Origin of the sequence: Pseudomonas sp. NCCP-436 (assembly GCF_019656335.1) — a bacterium.
In the GTDB taxonomy this organism is placed as follows: domain Bacteria; phylum Pseudomonadota; class Gammaproteobacteria; order Pseudomonadales; family Pseudomonadaceae; genus Aquipseudomonas.
On the sequence record NZ_BPLZ01000009.1, the window covers coordinates 143269 to 161286 of the forward strand.

At 60.9% G+C, this 18018-nt stretch carries 13 protein-coding genes, 2 tRNA genes and 1 pseudogene; 12 read left to right on the forward strand and 4 right to left on the reverse strand.

Translation table 11 applies throughout. The features are described from left to right. Positions 1-34 precede the first annotated feature (34 nt). The 3 genes and pseudogenes from NCCP436_RS11590 to NCCP436_RS17845 all read left to right on the forward strand — a co-directional run bounded on the left by NCCP436_RS11590 (position 35) and on the right by NCCP436_RS17845 (position 3503). Positions 35-1330, forward strand: a complete 1296-nt coding sequence (locus NCCP436_RS11590) for an adenylosuccinate synthase (protein WP_220804159.1) — start codon at positions 35-37, stop codon at positions 1328-1330. A 1147-nt stretch (positions 1331-2477) separates the two neighbouring features. Continuing rightward, positions 2478-2645, forward strand: a pseudogene (locus NCCP436_RS17840) (HAMP domain-containing protein); the annotation flags it as partial. Continuing rightward, on the forward strand, positions 2643-3503 hold the full coding sequence (locus tag NCCP436_RS17845) for a methyl-accepting chemotaxis protein (RefSeq protein WP_375709489.1): 861 nt from the start codon (positions 2643-2645) through the stop codon (positions 3501-3503). The pseudogene NCCP436_RS17840 and the gene NCCP436_RS17845, both read left to right, overlap by 3 nt. A gap of 79 nt (positions 3504-3582) precedes the next feature. Here the strand turns inward: NCCP436_RS17845 and NCCP436_RS11600 are convergent. Next, positions 3583-3669: transfer RNA gene (locus tag NCCP436_RS11600), tRNA-Leu, on the reverse strand. Positions 3670-3749: 80 nt separating this feature from the next. Continuing rightward, positions 3750-3836, reverse strand: a tRNA-Leu gene (locus NCCP436_RS11605). Between the two features lie 206 nt (positions 3837-4042). On the opposite strand from NCCP436_RS11605, the gene rnr reads away from it, so the two are divergent. From rnr to NCCP436_RS11650, 9 genes are all read left to right on the forward strand, one after another. Beyond that, positions 4043-6529 carry a ribonuclease R gene (rnr, locus tag NCCP436_RS11610; RefSeq protein WP_220804161.1) on the forward strand — a complete coding sequence of 829 codons (2487 nt, stop codon included), beginning with the start codon at positions 4043-4045 and terminating at the stop codon, positions 6527-6529. Continuing rightward, a complete protein-coding gene (gene rlmB, locus NCCP436_RS11615; protein WP_220804162.1) occupies positions 6526-7278 on the forward strand; it encodes a 23S rRNA (guanosine(2251)-2'-O)-methyltransferase RlmB in 753 nt (250 codons plus the stop codon). The genes rnr and rlmB overlap by 4 nt, the downstream gene beginning before the upstream one ends. Before the next feature lie 183 nt (positions 7279-7461). Continuing rightward, positions 7462-7884: a 30S ribosomal protein S6 gene (rpsF, locus tag NCCP436_RS11620; protein ID WP_220804163.1), complete on the forward strand. Its 423-nt coding sequence runs from the start codon at positions 7462-7464 to the stop codon at positions 7882-7884. 28 nt (positions 7885-7912) lie between these two features. After that, complete coding sequence (rpsR, locus tag NCCP436_RS11625) at positions 7913-8143, forward strand: 30S ribosomal protein S18 (RefSeq protein WP_013793173.1); 231 nt, start codon at positions 7913-7915, stop codon at positions 8141-8143. A gap of 37 nt (positions 8144-8180) precedes the next feature. Further along, a complete protein-coding gene (locus NCCP436_RS11630; RefSeq protein ID WP_220804164.1) occupies positions 8181-9074 on the forward strand; it encodes a hypothetical protein in 894 nt (297 codons plus the stop codon). A gap of 21 nt (positions 9075-9095) precedes the next feature. After that, positions 9096-9542, forward strand: coding sequence for a 50S ribosomal protein L9 (rplI, locus tag NCCP436_RS11635; RefSeq protein WP_220804165.1), 447 nt, complete (start codon positions 9096-9098; stop codon positions 9540-9542). Between the two features lie 113 nt (positions 9543-9655). After that, entirely contained in the window at positions 9656-11050 is a 1395-nt protein-coding gene (gene dnaB, locus NCCP436_RS11640; RefSeq protein ID WP_220804166.1) for a replicative DNA helicase, read from the forward strand. A gap of 98 nt (positions 11051-11148) precedes the next feature. Continuing rightward, the gene (gene alr, locus NCCP436_RS11645; RefSeq protein WP_220804167.1) at positions 11149-12225 is read left to right on the forward strand and encodes an alanine racemase; all 1077 of its coding nucleotides are present in this window, start codon (positions 11149-11151) and stop codon (positions 12223-12225) included. A gap of 113 nt (positions 12226-12338) precedes the next feature. Then, positions 12339-14615 carry a YgiQ family radical SAM protein gene (locus tag NCCP436_RS11650; RefSeq protein WP_220804168.1) on the forward strand — a complete coding sequence of 759 codons (2277 nt, stop codon included), beginning with the start codon at positions 12339-12341 and terminating at the stop codon, positions 14613-14615. A 247-nt stretch (positions 14616-14862) separates the two neighbouring features. Here the strand turns inward: NCCP436_RS11650 and NCCP436_RS11655 are convergent, their stop codons facing one another. Both NCCP436_RS11655 and NCCP436_RS11660 read right to left on the reverse strand, forming a co-directional pair. Next, complete coding sequence (locus tag NCCP436_RS11655; RefSeq protein WP_220804169.1) at positions 14863-16347, reverse strand: TolC family protein; 1485 nt, start codon at positions 16345-16347, stop codon at positions 14863-14865. A 52-nt stretch (positions 16348-16399) separates the two neighbouring features. Further along, a partial coding sequence (locus NCCP436_RS11660; protein ID WP_259651486.1) for an Ig-like domain-containing protein occupies positions 16400-18018 on the reverse strand: 1619 nt, incomplete at its 5' end.

Genomic DNA, 18018 nt, shown 5'->3' on the forward strand with positions numbered 1-18018 from the left:
CCGGCATCGATGCTTGCGCGAAGAGGACAAGTTTATGGGTAAGAATGTCGTCGTCCTGGGCACCCAGTGGGGTGATGAGGGCAAGGGCAAGATCGTCGACCTGCTCACCGAGCAGGCGGCTGCAGTCGTGCGTTATCAGGGTGGCCACAACGCTGGCCACACCCTGGTAATCGACGGAGAGAAGACTGTCCTGCACCTGATCCCGTCCGGCATCCTGCGCGAAGGTGTGCAATGCCTGATCGGCAACGGTGTGGTGGTTGCTCCCGATGCGCTGCTGCGCGAGATCGGCAAGCTCGAGGAGAAGGGCGTTCCGGTGCGCGAGCGTCTGCGCATCAGCCCGGCCTGTCCGCTGATTCTGTCCTACCACGTGGCACTGGATCAGGCGCGCGAGAAGGCCCGTGGCGATGCCAAGATTGGCACCACCGGCCGCGGTATCGGCCCGGCTTATGAAGACAAGGTGGCCCGTCGCGGCCTGCGTGTTGGCGACCTGTTCCACCGCGAGCGCTTCGCTGCCAAGCTGGGCGAACTGCTGGACTACCATAACTTCCAGCTGGTGAACTTCTACAAGGAGCCGGCCATCGACTTCCAGAAGACTCTGGATGAGTGCATGGAGTTTGCCGAGCAGCTCAGGCCGATGATGGCTGATGTCACTGCTGTGTTGCATGACCTGCGCAAGAGTGGCAAGGACATCATGTTCGAAGGTGCCCAGGGTTCGCTGCTGGATATCGACCACGGCACCTACCCCTACGTCACCAGCTCCAACACCACCGCTGGTGGTATCGCAACCGGCTCCGGTTTCGGCCCGCTGTACCTGGACTACATCCTCGGCATCACCAAGGCCTACACCACCCGTGTCGGTTCCGGCCCGTTCCCGACCGAGCTGTTCGACGACATTGGTGCGTTTCTGGCCAAGCGTGGTCACGAGTTCGGTGCCACCACCGGCCGTGCCCGTCGTTGCGGCTGGTTCGATGCGGTGATCCTGCGTCGCGCCATCGAGATCAACAGCATCTCCGGCCTGTGTCTGACCAAGCTGGACGTGCTTGATGGCTTGGAAACCATCCGTATCTGCACTGGCTACAAGGATTCTTCCGGTCAATTGCTGGTCGACGCACCGACTGATGCCGACAGCTATATCGGCCTGCAGCCGGTGTACGAGGAAATGCCGGGTTGGAGCGAGTCGACCCTGGGCGCTAAGAGTCTCGAAGAGCTGCCGGCCAATGCCCGTGCCTACATCAAGCGGGTTGAGGAGCTGGTTGGAGCGCCGATCGACATCATCTCCACCGGTCCGGATCGCAACGAGACTATCATTCTGCGTCATCCGTTCGCCTGATTCATTCGTGTGCCTGCTCTGCCTGATTCCCGGCTAGCGCAGGGGGGGCGAAAAACCGATGTCCGTTTGTGGACATCGGTTTTTTCGTTTTGGGTTGTAGGGGCCTGGGGTGCGGGCGAACTCATTTGTGTTCATACTGTGCCCGAATCAAGGCCTTTTGCCATTGTGTGAGGTAGAGGCTCAATAAATTCGGAAAGCTGCCGCTATAGCGGATACGGTCGTTGAGGAGTATTCCCCCGTGTTTGCCATCGTCTCCATGTTGCGCAGCCGCCTGCTGCGTCCAGTGTTTGTTGCACTCGGTTTGGCCATGCTGGTACAGGTTGGTCTGGCGGTTTGGCTGATGCGTGCCTCGGTGGATGATATGGTCGAGGATCTGGCGCAACGTCTGGGTGAGGAAAGCCGGAGTCTTGGTCAGGAGTTGAACCTGGCAGAAAGCGAGATGAGTGCAGGACTGGCAGCGCTATCGACGAGCACCCGCGAGCGCCTTGGTGAGGGGTTGACCTCTCAGTTGAAGGATGAGCAGGTCCAGTTGCGAGCTGTACTTGAGAGCAACCTCAAGCAGTCCGGGCAGGCGCTGGCGCAACTGCTTGCCGGAGTGGCACCGAAGTCAATCTGGGATCTGGATATCCCGGCGCTCACCTCCCTGACTCGCATTGCCCAGCATAATCCGGCTGTGCTGTTTGCGATTATCTATGATGCCGAAGGTAACCGGCTGACTCGAAATTTCAATCGTAGCAATGTCCGGGTGCGAGAGCTGGTGCAGTCCGGGCAGGGTGAAACTCCGATCGACAAGCTGGTGGATGCGGCTTTACGCGATCCGCGAGTGTATGTGGTCGAGGCCGAGATCAACCCTATGGGTGCCCTTATCGGCAAGGTGCAGATGGGGCTTTCGATGGATCTGGTCGAGCAGGAGCTGGTCGCGCTGGACGGACGCTTTGCGGCGTTGGTCGGCGGGGCGGGTGAGCTGGTCGACAGTAGTCTGGTCGGTGCCGCAGAGGAGGCGACGCGTTCACTGCGTGAGCGTTTGCAATCGGCCGAGCGCTACACCCAGGAGATGGCGCGCAATGGCGGTGAGTCGGTGCGTGTGGCGGCAGAGTCTCTGCGTACCAATATTGCTTTGGGGTTGTTGATCGTTGGTGCGCTGGCAATGCTGGCTGTGGCATTGGTGTTGGGCTGGCGTGTACTCAGTCGGTTGCGTCTGCTCAGTGCAGCGTTGAACGATCTGGCTGCAGGCGAGGGTGATCTGACCCGGCGGGTAAGTATCGACAGTCGCGACGAAGTTGGCGAGATGGCCGATGCAGTCAACCGGTTCATGGCCAAGTTGCAGCCCATCGTGCGCGAGGCCGGTGAAATTGCCCTGCGTACCGGTGAGCAGATTCGCAGTCTGACACAGCGTGGCGAAGCGGCCGAGACAGCGGCCGGTCGCCAGCGTGACGAGGTGGCTGGCAGCTTGCAGGCGCTTGAGCGCATGGCCGACGAGGCGCAGGCAGAAAGCAGTGCGATGCAGGAGGCGCTGCAACGGGTCGACAGCATTCGCCAGGCTGCCCACGAAAATGCGGACATTGCCCAGCGCCTCTCGACGCTCATCGAGGGGCTGGTCGAGCGTGTGGCTGATGGTTCGGCAGTTATCGAACGCCTGGCCAAGCAGAGCGAGCAGATTGAGGTGGTGCTGACGGTAATCCAGTCCATCGCTGAGCAGACCAACTTGCTGGCACTGAACGCTGCAATCGAGGCGGCCCGAGCTGGCGAAAGCGGCCGTGGCTTTGCCGTTGTGGCTGATGAGGTGCGGGCTTTGGCGAGCAAGACTCAGCAGTCGACCGGCGATATTCAGGCGCATATCGCTGCTCTGCAACGCGGCGCCCAGGAGGCGGTTGCGGCTATTGCTCAGGCAGGAGAGCAGGGGGGCGAGGGGTTGGAGGTATTGCGTGATAGTGCGCGTCTGCAGCAGTCGGTGCAGCAGTCGGTGGAGGATGTGCATGGGGCCATCAATGCTGCTACCCAGGCAGCTGCGCATCAGGCGGAGGGTGCTGGTGCGGTGCGCGGACGGGTCGAGGTTATCCATGCCGAGGCGCAGCGTGCAGCGGAGGCTGTGACGGCAATTGCCGGCAATGCGCGGGCGCTGGATGAGCTGGCAGCGCAGTTGAAGGCCAGCCTGGGTCAGTTCAAGGTCTGACCCAGGCTATTGGGTTTTGCCGGCAGTGGCTTTCTGCGAGCAATAAAAAACCGAGCCATCGGCTCGGTTTTTTGAAATTTGGTGCCCAGGAGAAGACTCGAACTTCCACGGTGTTGCCACCACTGATACCTGAAACCAGCGCGTCTACCAATTCCGCCACCTGGGCACTGCTACAATGTTCGTCGTTTCCAACACGGATCATTGCGTCCGTTATTTACGAAGCAATTTGCTCTGCTTCACGAAATTTGGTGCCCAGGAGAAGACTCGAACTTCCACGGTGTTGCCACCACTGATACCTGAAACCAGCGCGTCTACCAATTCCGCCACCTGGGCACTGAAACCGATGCTTGAGCATCCGCTTCGTGTTACAACGTCTAGTGACGCTGTGGGCGCGAACTATACGGGCGGCCCTTTGTCTTGTAAACCCCTGAAGGCCAAAAAATTATTGTCGCCAGAAAAGCTGCCCCGAATGCCCATTTCGCGCTTCAATAGACAGATGGCACACAACTCAATACATACGCACAGGTAACTCTTTTTACATGGCCGATTGGCAATCCCTCGATCCCGAGGCCGCCCGCGAGGCGGAAAAATACGAAAACCCCATCCCCAGTCGCGAGCTGATTCTCGCGCATCTGGCTGAGCGTGGTTCGCCCGCCAGCCGTGAACAACTGGTTGAAGAATTCGGTCTTGACGGCGAAGAGCAGCTTGAAGCGCTGCGCCGCCGTCTGCGCGCCATGGAGCGCGATGGCCAGTTGATTTATACCCGCCGTGGCACCTATGCACCGGTAGACAAGCTTGATCTGATCGCGGGGCGCATCAGTGGCCACCGCGATGGCTTCGGTTTTCTTGTGCCGGATGACGGCAGTGATGACCTGTTTCTCAGTCCGGCGCAGATGCGCCTGGTGTTCGATGGTGATCGCGCGCTGGTGCGTGTGGCAGGCTACGACCGTCGTGGTCGTCGCGAAGGCGGAATTGTCGAGGTGATCGAGCGTGCCCACGAAACCATCGTCGGCCGCTACTACGAGGAGAGCGGCGTCGGTTTTGTGGTGGCCGACAACCCGAAGATCCAGCAGGAAGTGCTGGTCACCCCGGGGCGTACCGCCGGTGCCCGCATCGGCCAGTTCGTCGAGATCAAAATCACCCACTGGCCGACTTCGCGCTTCCAGCCACAGGGCGACATCGTCGAGGTGATCGGCAACTACATGGCGCCAGGCATGGAGATCGACGTGGCGCTGCGCAGCTACGACATTCCTCATGTCTGGCCCGAGGCAGTGATTAAAGAAGCGCGCAGGTTCAAGTCTGAAGTCGAGGAAAAGGACAAGGAGAAACGCATCGATTTGCGCCATCTGCCGTTCGTCACCATTGATGGCGAAGATGCCCGCGACTTCGATGATGCTGTTTACTGCGAGAAGAACAAGAGCCGCTGGAAGCTCTTCTCAGGCGGCTGGCGGCTGTACGTGGCCATTGCCGACGTGTCGCACTACGTCAAGGTTGGCTCGGCGCTGGATAACGAGGCGGCTGAGCGGGGCAACTCGGTGTACTTCCCCGAGCGAGTGGTGCCGATGTTGCCGGAGGAGCTGTCCAATGGCCTGTGCTCGCTGAATCCGCATGTCGATCGTCTGGCGATGGTCTGCGAGATGAGCATCTCCAAAAATGGCCAGTTGCTCGACTACCAGTTCTACGAGGCGGTGATTCATTCCCATGCGCGGCTGACCTACAACAAGGTCAGTACCATGCTGGAAGATCCGAAAAGCAGCGAAGGCAAGGCTCTGCGTAATGAGTACAAGGACATTGTGCCGCACCTCAAGCAGCTGCACGCCTTGTACCAGGCGCTGTTGGCCGCCCGTCACGAGCGTGGTGCCATCGATTTCGAGACGCAGGAAACCCGCATCGTTTTCGGTGAGGATCGCAAGATCGACGAGATTCGCCCGACCCAGCGCAATGATGCCCACAAGCTGATCGAAGAATGCATGCTCGCAGCCAACGTGGCCACCGCACGCTTCATGCAGGATCACGAAATCCCGTCGCTGTATCGCGTTCACGACGGGCCGCCGGCCGAGCGGCTGGAGAAGCTTCGGGCATTTCTCGGTGAGCTAGGGCTTTCTCTGCAGCGTGGCAAGCTTAAGGATGGCCCCTCGCCGAAGGATTATCAGCGGTTGCTGGAGGCCATTCGCGAGCGTCCGGACCATCAACTGATCCAGACAGTGATGCTGCGCTCCCTCAGTCAGGCGGTTTACAGCGTCGACAATCACGGGCACTTCGGTCTGAACTATGAGGCCTACACGCATTTCACCTCGCCGATCCGTCGCTATCCGGATCTTCTGGTGCACCGTGCTATCCGCAGCGTGATCCGCTCGCGCCGGGAAACCCCGCACGTGCGCCGCGCCGGGGCAACGAGCATGCCGCGCGCACGCATCTATCCCTATGACGAAGCGGCCCTGGAGAAGCTGGGCGAGCAGTGCTCAATGACCGAGCGACGTGCCGACGAGGCAACCCGTGATGTGGTCAACTGGCTCAAGTGCGAGTTCATGCAGGATCGCGTTGGCGAAACCTTTTCGGGGGTAATTACCGCGGTCACCGGCTTCGGCATCTTTGTCGAATTGCGCGACATCTATGTCGAGGGGCTGGTGCATGTAACCGCCTTGCCGGCCGATTACTACCACTTCGATCCGGTGCATCATCGTCTGTCGGGTGAGCGCACTGGGCGCAGTTTCCGCCTGGGCGACAGTGTCGAGGTCAAGGTCATGCGGGTCGATCTTGACGAGCGCAAGATCGATTTCGAGCTTTCCTTGGACGTCCAGTGGGCGACTGCTGGTCGCGCCCGCACTGGTAAAGCGGGTATGGGCAACACCGATATCGAGAAAAGTCGCGAGGTGAAGAAGGCGCTGCTCGCCGGAGCCAAGGCCGGTAAGGGCGAAAAATCGGGCAAGGGCGCGAGCAAGGCGGCAGGTGGTCGCGGCAAGGGTGGTGCCGGAAGTGCTCCGGCGGGTTCGGCGAAGCCGCGCAAGCGTAAGGTCAAGTCATGAGTCAGCTGGAAAAGATTTACGGCGTGCATGCCGTTGAAGCACTGCTGCGCCATCATCCGAAACGAGTCAAGAAGGTCTGGCTGGCCGAAGGGCGTAGCGAGCCGCGTGTGCAGGCGCTGGTGGCGCTGGCCGAGCAGGCGCGGGTCTCCATCGGGCAGTGTGAGCGGCGCGAAATGGATGCCTGGGTCGAGGGTGTGCACCAGGGCGTTGTGGCCGAGGTAAGTCCCAGTCAGGTCTGGGGCGAGCCGATGCTTGAAGAACTGCTTGATCGTGCCGCTGGTGCGCCGCTGCTGCTGGTGCTCGACGGAGTTACGGATCCGCACAATCTGGGAGCCTGTCTGCGTACTGCAGACGCTGCCGGGGTGCTCGCGGTGATCATTCCCAAGGATAAGTCGGCAACGCTCAACGCTACGGTGCGCAAGGTGGCTTGCGGTGCGGCGGAGGTCATTCCGCTGGTGGCGGTGACCAACCTGGCCCGGACCCTGGAGAAGCTTCAGCAGCGTGGGCTGTGGGTGGTCGGAACCGCTGGCGAGGCGGAGCAGGAGCTTTATCAGCAGGATCTGACCGGCCCGATCGTGCTGGTCATGGGGGCCGAGGGCAAGGGCATGCGTCGGCTGACACGCGAGCATTGCGATTATCTGGTCAGGCTGCCGATGGCCGGCAGTGTCAGCAGTCTCAACGTTTCGGTCGCTACCGGAGTCTGCCTGTTCGAGGCGGTACGCCAGCGTCAGGCGGCACGGCAGAACTGAGCGCCCTGTCGCTGATCAAATATTCGCCAGATCGCCTTGCGTGCGGCGGGGGGCTTCTCTAGAATGTCGCCCCTTGCCGTGACGGCAGGCTCTTTTGCGCCTTTCGCCCGGCAAGCTCATCACGAGAAATCCACTCCTTGCCTGACCACAGTGTTGGCAGGCTACAACCCGTAAGGAGCATTTATGCGTCATTACGAAATCATCTTCCTGGTTCATCCGGACCAGAGCGAGCAAGTCGGCGGCATGGTCGAGCGTTACACCAAGCTGATCGAGGAAGATGGTGGCAAGATCCACCGCCTGGAAGACTGGGGCCGTCGTCAGCTGGCTTACGCCATCAACAACGTCCACAAGGCTCACTACGTTCTGATGAACGTAGAGTGCACCGGCAAGGCCCTGGCCGAGCTGGAAGACAACTTCCGCTACAACGACGCCGTGATCCGTAACCTGATCATCCGCCGCGACGAAGCCATTACCGGCCAGTCCGAGATGCTCAAGGCCGAAGAAAACCGCAGCGAGCGCCGTGAGCGTCGTGAACGTCCTGAAAACGCTGAGTCCAACGACAGCGATGACAGCGACAACAACGACAGCGAAAACGCTGGCGAGTAATCCACGGATCTATTGAGGAGCCAATCTCATGGCACGTTTCTTCCGTCGTCGTAAATTCTGCCGCTTCACCGCTGAAGGCGTGAAAGAGATCGATTTCAAGGATCTCAACACCCTGAAGGCCTACATCTCGGAAACCGGCAAGATCGTTCCCAGCCGTATCACCGGTACCAAGGCCCGTTATCAGCGTCAGCTGGCTACCGCTATCAAGCGCGCCCGCTTCCTGGCCCTGCTGCCCTACACCGACAGCCACGGCCGCTGAGACCGGGCGGTCGACAACGAGTTAAGGAATAGATCGCATGCGCGCCCTGGCTGAATACATCATGCGCGGCCGTATGCAGGCCACCCTCGTGGTGGTCGGGTCGGCGGCAATGCCGCTGCTGTTCTGGTTGAGTGCCGCCGCGGGCAGCCTGGTGTTGTTGCGGCGCGGTGCCAATGATGCTCTGGGCATCATGGCGTGGGCTCTGCTGCCAGCCCTGGTCTGGTGGTATTTCGGCGAACCGCGCACTCTGCTGGTGCTGGGCGGTGCGCTCGGCTTGGCGCTGTTTCTGCGCGCCGGGTGGGCCTGGAACCGTGTGCTGCTGTGCAGTGTGGTATTCGGCCTGATGTATGGGCTGATCCTCGGAGCGGTGTTCCGTGAGCCGATCGAGGCCATGGCCGGCGAGTTGCAGAAGCTGCTGCCGGGTATGCTCGATGGCGTTCACCAGCAATTGTCGGTGGACGAGCGGATGCGCCTGGAAAGTCTGATTGCACCGGTGCTGACCGGACTGCTGGCCGCTTTGCTGCAGATTCTCAGCCTGCTCAGCCTGATCCTTGGGCGTTACTGGCAGGCAGCGTTGTACAACCCGGGAGGCTTCGGGCGCGAGTTTCGCGCTTTGCGACTCCCTCTGCCGCAGGCGCTGATGCTGCTGGCAGGCATGCTGATCGGCCCGAGTCTGGGGCCGGAGATGGGCATGCTGACGCCGTTGTGCAGTGTGCCGTTGCTGTTCGCCGGAGTAGCTCTGGTGCATGGCATGGTGGAGAAGGGCGGGTTTGGCCGCTTCTGGCTGGTCGGCCTGTATGTGACGCTGGTGCTGGTTATGCACCTGATCTATCCCTTGCTGGTGGTGCTGGCCATCGTCGACAGTCTGTTTGATTTTCGTGGTCGTCTGGCGCGCAAGAACGGCGCAGGTTCCACGAACGGTGAAGGTTAAAAGTTAAGAGGTAAGACTCAAATGGAAGTCATCCTGCTGGAAAAGATCGCCAACCTGGGCAACCTGGGCGACAAAGTGAATGTCCGGGCCGGTTACGGTCGCAACTACCTGCTGCCGCAGGGCAAGGCCACCGCTGCTACTGCTGAGAATGTGGCTGCGTTCGAAGCTCGTCGCGCCGAGCTGGAAAAGGCTGCTGCCGAGAAGAAGGCCGCTGCTGAAGCCCGCGCTGCTCAACTGAACGAGCTGGAAGTCACCATTACTGCTGTTGCCGGTGATGAAGGCAAGCTGTTCGGTTCCATCGGTACCCACGACATCGCCGACGCGCTGACCGCTTCCGGTGTGACCGTGGCCAAGGCCGAGGTTCGCCTGCCCAACGGTACCATCCGTCAGGTCGGCGAGTACGACGTTGCTCTGCACCTGCACACCGACGTCGAAGCCACCGTCAAGGTGATCGTCGTCGCTGCCTGATAGCAGTAGGCGGGCAGACTTGCGCTCAGGTGCGGGTCTGCCACAATCGGGCACGTCATCACGTAAGTGGTGACGTGCCCGTTGTTTTTTAATGCCGTAGTTTTCCCGAGCCTATGAACGACATCACCATTCCCGAGCAATACGACCTGCAGACGGCTGCCCTGAAAGTGCCTCCGCACTCCATCGAGGCTGAGCAGGCGGTGCTGGGTGGCCTGATGCTCGACAACAACGCCTGGGAGCGGGTGCTCGATGCTGTATCCGATGGCGATTTCTATCGCCACGACCACCGTTTGATCTTCCGTGCTATCTACAAGCTGGCCGAACGCAATCATCCGTTTGATGTGGTGACCCTGTCCGAGCAACTGGACAAGGAGGGGCAGTTGGCGCAGGTCGGAGGCCTGGCCTATCTGGCTGAGCTGGCGAAGAACACTCCTTCGGTGGCCAACATCAAGGCCTATGCCCAGATCATTCGCGAGCGCGCAACTCTGCGTCAGTTGATCGGCATCAGTAATGAGATCGCTGACAGCGCCTATTCGCCGGAAGGCCGTACCGGTGAGGAAATCCTCGACGAGGCCGAGCGCAAGATCTTCGAGATCGCCGAGGCCAGACCGAAGACAGGTGGCCCGGTGGCGATCAACGACATTCTGGTCAAGGCCATTGACCGCATTGACCAGTTGTTCAATGCCGGCGATGCGATAACCGGCCTGTCCACCGGTTTTGATGACCTTGACGAGAAGACCAGCGGTTTGCAGCCAGCGGATCTGATCATCGTTGCGGGCCGTCCCTCCATGGGTAAGACCACCTTCGCCATGAATCTGGTGGAAAACGCCCTGATGCGCAGCGACAAGGCGATTCTCGTCTATTCGCTGGAGATGCCTTCCGAGTCCATCGTCATCCGTATGCTGGCTTCGCTCGGGCGCATCGATCAGACCAAGGTGCGCGCCGGCCAACTGGATGATGACGACTGGCCGCGACTGACCAGTGCGGTGAATCTGCTCAATGACCGCAAGCTGTTTATCGATGACACCGCGGGGATTTCCCCCTCGGAAATGCGTGCGCGTACCCGTCGCCTGGCGCGCGAGCATGGCGAGATCGGCCTGATCATGGTCGACTACCTGCAGTTGATGCAGATTCCGGGCTCCAGCGGAGACAGCCGCGTCAACGAGATTTCCGAGATCTCGCGCTCGCTCAAGGCGCTGGCCAAGGAATTCAACTGTCCGGTCATCGCTCTGTCACAGCTCAACCGCTCGCTGGAGCAGCGCCCCAACAAGCGCCCGGTCAACTCGGATTTGCGCGAATCCGGGGCGATCGAGCAGGACGCCGACATCATCATGTTCGTCTACCGCGATGAGGTGTATCACCCGGAGACCGAGTACAAGGGTGTGGCTGAAATCATTATCGGCAAGCAGCGTAACGGTCCGATTGGTACGGTGCGCTTAGCCTTCCTGGGCAAGTACTCGCGGTTCGAGAATCTGGCACCCGGAAGCTATCAGTTCGAGGATGAGTAAGGCGGCTGGCAGAGGGCATGCTGGCACTGATCCGGCTCAATGAAAACGGGCACTCAGCGGTTAAGATGGGGGCCCGTTTCTTGTTCAGGCCCATGCTCATGCGTCCGCTTGCCGCCATCGTCGATCTGTCTGCCATCGTCCACAACTATCAGGTTGCCAAGCGCTGCGCCCCAGGGCGTCAGGCGTTTGCCGTGGTCAAGGCCAATGCATACGGGCACGGCGTGCGTGAGGTGGTCACGGTTCTGCACGATATTGCCGACGGCTTTGCCGTGGCCAGTCTGGAGGAGGCTGCGGAAGTACGGGCCATGCACGGTGAGGCGCGAATCCTGCTGTTGGCGGGCTGCTTTGAGCCTGACGAGTTCGCTATTGCCGCCCAGCTGGAGCTGGATGTAGTGCTGCAGAGCGACGCCCAAGTGCGGGCTCTGGCCGCTGCGGAGTTGTCGCGACCACTGAATGTCTGGCTCAAGCTTGATACCGGCATGCACCGTCTGGGATTCGCGGCAGATACCTTGACGCAGTGGCATGCGCAGCTGAGTGTCGCACCGCAGGTAGGCGAGATCAATCTGATCAGTCATCTGGCCTGTGCCGACGAACGCGGGCATCCGCTCAACGAGCAGCAAATCGAGCGTTTTCTCGAACTGGCGGATCTGCCGTTCAGCCAGCGATCTCTGGCCAACTCGGCAGCCGTACTGACGCTGCCTGCCGCCCATATGGATTGGATACGTCCGGGGCTCATGCTCTACGGTGCCACTCCGCTGGCCGACCTCGGGGTTCGCGAGCTGGATCTGAAGCCGGCACTGACCCTGGCTGCGCGGGTTATCGCGGTGCGTGAGGTTGCCGCTGGCGAAAGTGTCGGTTACGGCGCGAGCTGGGTGGCTGAGCGTCCGACACGGATCGCTACAGTGTGCTGTGGCTACGCCGATGGTTACCCGCGACATGCACCGAGCGGTACCCCGGTGCTGGTGGAGGGGCGACGAACCGTGCTGGTTGGCCGGGTGTCGATGGATATGCTGTCGGTGGACATCAGCGATGTGCCGGAGGCTGGTGTGGATTCGCCGGTGGAGCTGTGGGGAGCCAGTCTGCCGGTGGATGAAGTGGCGGCTGCCTGCGGCACTCTTGCGTATGAGTTGCTGAGCCGGCTGAGTGTGCGGGTACCGCGTCGCTACATTGGCTGAGTAAGCAACTACCGGGGCGGCAGTAGTATCGGCGAATGTGTGGCGAAGGTCCGGCCTGGTCAAAATTTGTGCTATAGTCCGCGCCCCTTGTGAGCACTGACTGATCAAAAAACATGCAAGCCGCCAAGCCGCTGTTCGACTATCCCAAGTACTGGGCCGAGTGTTTCGGGCCTGCGCCCTTCCTGCCGATGAGCCGGGAGGAGATGGATCAGCTTGGCTGGGACAGCTGCGACATCATTATCGTCACCGGTGATGCGTATGTGGATCATCCGTCGTTCGGTATGGCCATCATCGGTCGTCTGCTTGAGGCCCAGGGCTTTCGTGTCGGCATCATCAGTCAGCCGGACTGGCGCAGCAAGGATGATTTCATGAGGCTCGGCGAGCCCAACCTGTTCTTCGGCGTGGCTGCCGGCAACATGGACTCGATGATCAACCGCTATACCGCCGATAAGCGGATGCGTAGCGACGATGCCTACACTCCGGGAGGGCTCGCCGGCAAGCGCCCGGATCGCGCCAGTCTGGTCTACAGCCAGCGTTGCAAGGAAGCCTTCAGCCACGTGCCGGTGATTCTCGGCGGCATTGAAGCCTCGCTGCGCCGCATTGCCCACTACGATTACTGGCAGGACAAGGTGCGCCGTTCGATCCTGATGGACGCCACCGCTGACCTGTTGCTGTACGGCAACGCCGAGCGCGCCATAGTCGAAGTTGCTCATCGCCTGGCCAGCGGTGAACAGATCGAAAGCATCACCGACGTGCGCGGTACTGCCTTCATCCGCCGCGACACACCCGAGGGCTGGTTCGAGATCGATTCGACCCGCATTGACCGACCGGGAAAGGTGGACAAAATCATCAATCCTTACGTCAACACTCAGGACAGTGCTGCCTGTGCCATCGAGCAGAGCAAGGGAGAGTCCGCCGACGGTGACGACACGCAGATCGTCCATCTGCTCGAGCATCCGCGTCTGGAGCGGGAAAAGACCGTGATCCGCCTGCCGTCGTTCGAGAAGGTGCGCAATGATGCGGTGCTTTATGCCCATGCCAACCGCGTGTTGCACCTGGAAACCAACCCGGGTAATGCCCGCGCGCTGGTTCAAAAACATGACAATCTGGACATCTGGCTCAATCCGCCGCCCATCCCGCTGTCTACCGAAGAAATGGATTACGTGTTCGGCATGCCTTTCGCTCGTGTGCCCCACCCGGCCTATGGCAAGGAGAAGATTCCGGCCTACGAGATGATCCGTTTCTCGGTGAATATCATGCGCGGCTGCTTTGGCGGCTGCACCTTCTGCTCGATTACCGAGCACGAGGGTCGGATCATCCAGAACCGCTCCCACGAGTCGATCCTTGCCGAGATCGAGGAGATGCGCGACAAGGTGCCGGGATTCACTGGCGTGGTGTCGGATCTCGGCGGGCCGACCGCCAACATGTACCGCATTGCCTGCAAGAGCCGCGATATCGAGAAACACTGTCGCAAGCCGTCCTGCGTGTTCCCGGGTATCTGTGAAAATCTCAATACTGACCACAGCTCGCTGATCGAGCTGTATCGCAAGGCCCGGGCCCTGCCGGGGGTGAAGAAGATTCTGATTGCCTCCGGCCTGCGCTACGACCTGGCGGTGGAGTCGCCGGAGTATGTGCGCGAGCTGGTCACCCACCACGTTGGCGGCTACCTGAAGATCGCTCCGGAGCATACCGAGCGCGGCCCTTTGGACAAGATGATGAAGCCGGGAATCGGCAGTTATGACCGCTTCAAGCAGATGTTCGAGAAGTATTCGAAGGAGGCGGGTAAGGAGCAGTACCTGATCCCGTACTTCATTGCCGCGCATCCGGGAACGACGGACGAGGATATGATGAACTTGGCGCTGTGGCTCAAGCGCAATGGCTTCCGTGCCGACCAGGTGCAGGCCTTCTACCCGTCGCCGATGGCCACCGCCACCGCCATGTACCACTCGGGCAAGAATCCGCTGCGCAAGGTCACCTACAAGAGCGATGGCGTGACCATCGTCAAGAGTGAGCAGCAGCGCCGCCTGCACAAGGCCTTTCTGCGTTATCACGATCCGAAGAACTGGCCGTTGTTGCGCGAGGCGCTGACTGCAATGGGGCGTGCCGATTTGATTGGCAACGGTAAGCACCAACTGATCCCGAGTTATCAGCCCAAGACCGATGAGTATCAGGCCGCCCGGCGCAAGAACTCGACGCCGGCCGGCAGTAAGAAAGTCGGCAAGATTCTGACCCAGCACAGTGGCCTGCCGCCGCGTGGCAGCGACGGAGGCAAACCCTGGGACAAGCGTGAACAGGCCAAGGCTGTGGCGTTTGCCCGGCTGGAAGAGCAGAAGAAGGCCGGCAAGAGCCAAGGCGGGCGCAAGAAGTCGCGTCCGGTGGCGCCCCGCTGAAGTGTGCCTGGTGCCGGTCGTCAGCCTCTTTCAGGTGGCTGGGTACGGACACGGAACGATCAGCCGCGTCCCGTTTGGCCTGCAGCATGACGACGGTGATTCGTGGCGGGAGCGCCGGGGACTGCTTGCGACCTATAACGCCGGCCTGAGCCAGTTGGGAGGGTCAGGCAGGGCGCCTGGTTGATCCTGTCTGAGGCCGGTTGTCGGAAAGGCGCCATATGCGCCCTCCTGGCAACTGTTGGCGCTATTACAGCTCTCCGGCCTCCCATTGTGCTTCTCGGGTGGCGAGCGCAGTGGCGAGATCTGTGATGCTGTCCGACTCGATGCTCTCGGGCAGCGGGTCGAGGCCCACGGTGGCGAAGAGCTGGCCATAGCTGTTGCGCAGCTCGGCATAGGCCAGATCGCGACGAAGCTGGGTCTGCAGCGTATTCAGCTCACCCTGGATTAGCTCCAGTTCGCCGATACCCTGAACCTGGCGACGATTGCGCAGCTGTTCGAGGATCTGCCCGTCCAGACCGGCCAATTGCTGGCTGGTCTGGAACTGACGTTGGGCTTCGTGGAAGTTGGCATTGGCCACATGCAGCTGGGCGAGAACGGCTATGGACATTGCCTGCCGGCGCGCATCGGCCACATCCTGACCTGCCTTGGCCACGTCGATGGCCGCAGGGGCGGAGAGCACGTTGAACAGGTTCCAGGTGACCTTCACGCCGTAGTCGGCCCAGCTTTGGTTCTTCAGGAAGGAGTTGCTGTCATAGTGTCCGCCAGCAGAGAACTCCAGACCGGGCAGTAGGCGCAGCATCGCCTTGCGGGTTTCCGCCGCACTGATACGAGCCTGGTAGTCCTGTTCGCGCAGTTCGGGGCGGCTGACCAGCGCTTCCTGCTCAAGCACGTCGAGATTGATCCTGAGTTCAGGTACTTCGTAGCCGTCCGGCGGTGCCAGTTCGATCTGCGTGCCCAGCGGTAGGTTGATCAGGGTGGCGAGTTCGGTCTTCGCCAGCGACAAGGCCCTACGTTGTTCTTCCAATTGGCGGGTGGCCTCGATCAGTGCCCGCTGGTAGCCGAGTGCCTGAACCGGATCGCCGATGCGTTGTTCGCTCAGGCGCTGGCTGCTTTCCCGGGCTTCGGCTACACGAGCCATCAGGCTGTCGATTCGGGTGAGCAGTCGGTCGGCGGCAACGGCACGCCAGTAGGCGGAGCGCACGTCCTGGATAATGGTGTGTACAACCTTGCGCTGGCGCTCGCGCACGATCAGGCGCTGGTCGCTCTGCTGCTTGGCGCTGACGTAGCTGACCCCGAAGTCCAGCACGTTCCACACCATGGTGAGGTCGGCCACATCCCTGTCACGATCCTGCGAGGTGGATGGTTCCAGCGACTCGGTGCCAGTGCGGATGCTCTGGCTGCTGGAGGCGCTGATGTTGCTGCGTCCGGAGTAGCCGGCGGAAAGCGCCATGCGCGGCAGCATGTCGAAGGTCGCCATGTCGATCTGACGCTGTGCAAGGGCTTCTTCCATGGCCTTCAGGCGGGCCTCAAGATTGTATTTCACGGCGCGGGCCATGGCTTCGTGCAGGGTCAGGGGGCCGCTGATCGGCTCCTGATCCTTGAACATGTTCGCCAGATCCTGTCGGATTCGTTCTTCACTGGCATTGCGATCAATGGGCTGGCTGGTCACCGCACAGCCAGCGATGGTCATAGCCAGGATACTGATACTGAATAGCTTCGATGCTTTGCTCATCCTTGGGCCGCCCCCTAGCACGGCACGTTCAGATTCTTGTCTGTTTTGTCGATTAGGCTTGTGGTTCCTGCAGGGCTATCTGCCCCAGTGCCCAGGCCAGGTCTTTCACCTGACGCTGTTCACTTTCCCCGATCTGCTGCAGTTGCTGGCCAAGAGTCGGTGCTCCGGCTATACCGGCACTTTCCTGTCCATTGCCGTCCTTGTGACCCCAGTGAATTTCCAGTTCATCGGGCTCGCCAGGCACATTCCTGTCAAATAGGGCGGACAGGCTGCTTCTGCCGAATACGTTGGCGTCGCCGCCGCCAAAGCCAAGGAAGCCCTTGCCGCTGCCGTCCCCATAGCTACTGCCTCCGCCCTGGAAAATCTGGGCAATAAAGCTGGGAGCCTGCGGGTCATTGCGGACGAAGATGCTGCCCAGAGGGGGGATGCCGCTGCCCAGTGTCTCTGTATTGAACAAGGACGGAGGCAGCAGCGGTGAAGGGGACGGTGCTGGTGGTATCGGCGGGAGTCCGAGGTCTGGGGTGGAGTCGGAGTTCGTCGACAGTGGCCGTGTGTGCGGTGGGTAGGCGCGGAACTCCGGGTCCCCCTCAATATTGTCGAGAAGATAGGGTAGGCCAATTACCTCGTTGTTGAAGGTGTTTCCTGCAGGGTCGCTGATGCCGGCCGTACTGCCGTTGATTGCCAGTGCCAGGCTGCCGTAGCCGCGGATACCGGTGATGGAAACCTGGTAGGTGCGTGCATCAATCTGCGTTAGGCCGGAGATGGTGCCGCTGGCGTTACCTCGACTGACCAGGCTGAAGTCGCTCAGATCCACACCGTTGACGTCTTCGCTGAAGGTCACGGTGTAATGCAGGCCAGTGGTACTGCTTGACGACGGATCCAGTACAACGGCAACACCCGGTGCCTGGGTATCGATGGCGTAGCTGTTGGAGTCGGTCGTCCCGGTGCCGGCATTGCCGGCGGCATCGGTATAGCCGGTGTTGTCCAGGGTGATGACGTTGCTGCTGTCATCGACGTCCGCGTCCGGCGTCAGGGTTGCGATCCAGGTGATGCCGCCATCCGTGGTGACGAGATTCGAGAGCGAACCGTTGGCCACGGTGAAGTCGGAGAGATCCAGGCCGGTAACGGCTTCGCTGAAGGTGATGGTCACCGCGGTGGTGTCGCCGGCCTTGAGCGAGGTGTCGGCTACCGAGATGCCGATCACTTTCGGGCGCACGGTGTCGATGCTGTAGTCGTTTGAGTCGGTCGTCCCGGAGCCGGCATTGTCGAAAGCATCGGTATAGCCGGTGTTGTCCAGGGTGATGACGTTGCTGCTGTCATCGACGTCCGCGTCCGGCGTCAGGGTTGCGATCCAGGTGATGCCGCCATCCGTGGTGACGAGATTCGAGAGCGAACCGTTGGCCACGGTGAAGTGGGAGAGATCCAGGCCGGTAACGGCTTCGTTGAAGGTGATGGTCACCGTGGTGTCTTGGCCGATGGCCAGTGCCGTGTCGGCGACCACGATGGTAGCGGTCGGACGCTGGGTATCGATGGCGTAGCTGTTGGAGTCGGTCGTCCCGGAGCCGGCATTGTCGAAAGCATCGGTATAGCCGGTGTTGTCCAGGGTGATGACGTTGCTGCTGTCATCGACGTCCGCGTCCGGCGTCAGGGTTGCGATCCAGGTGATGCCGC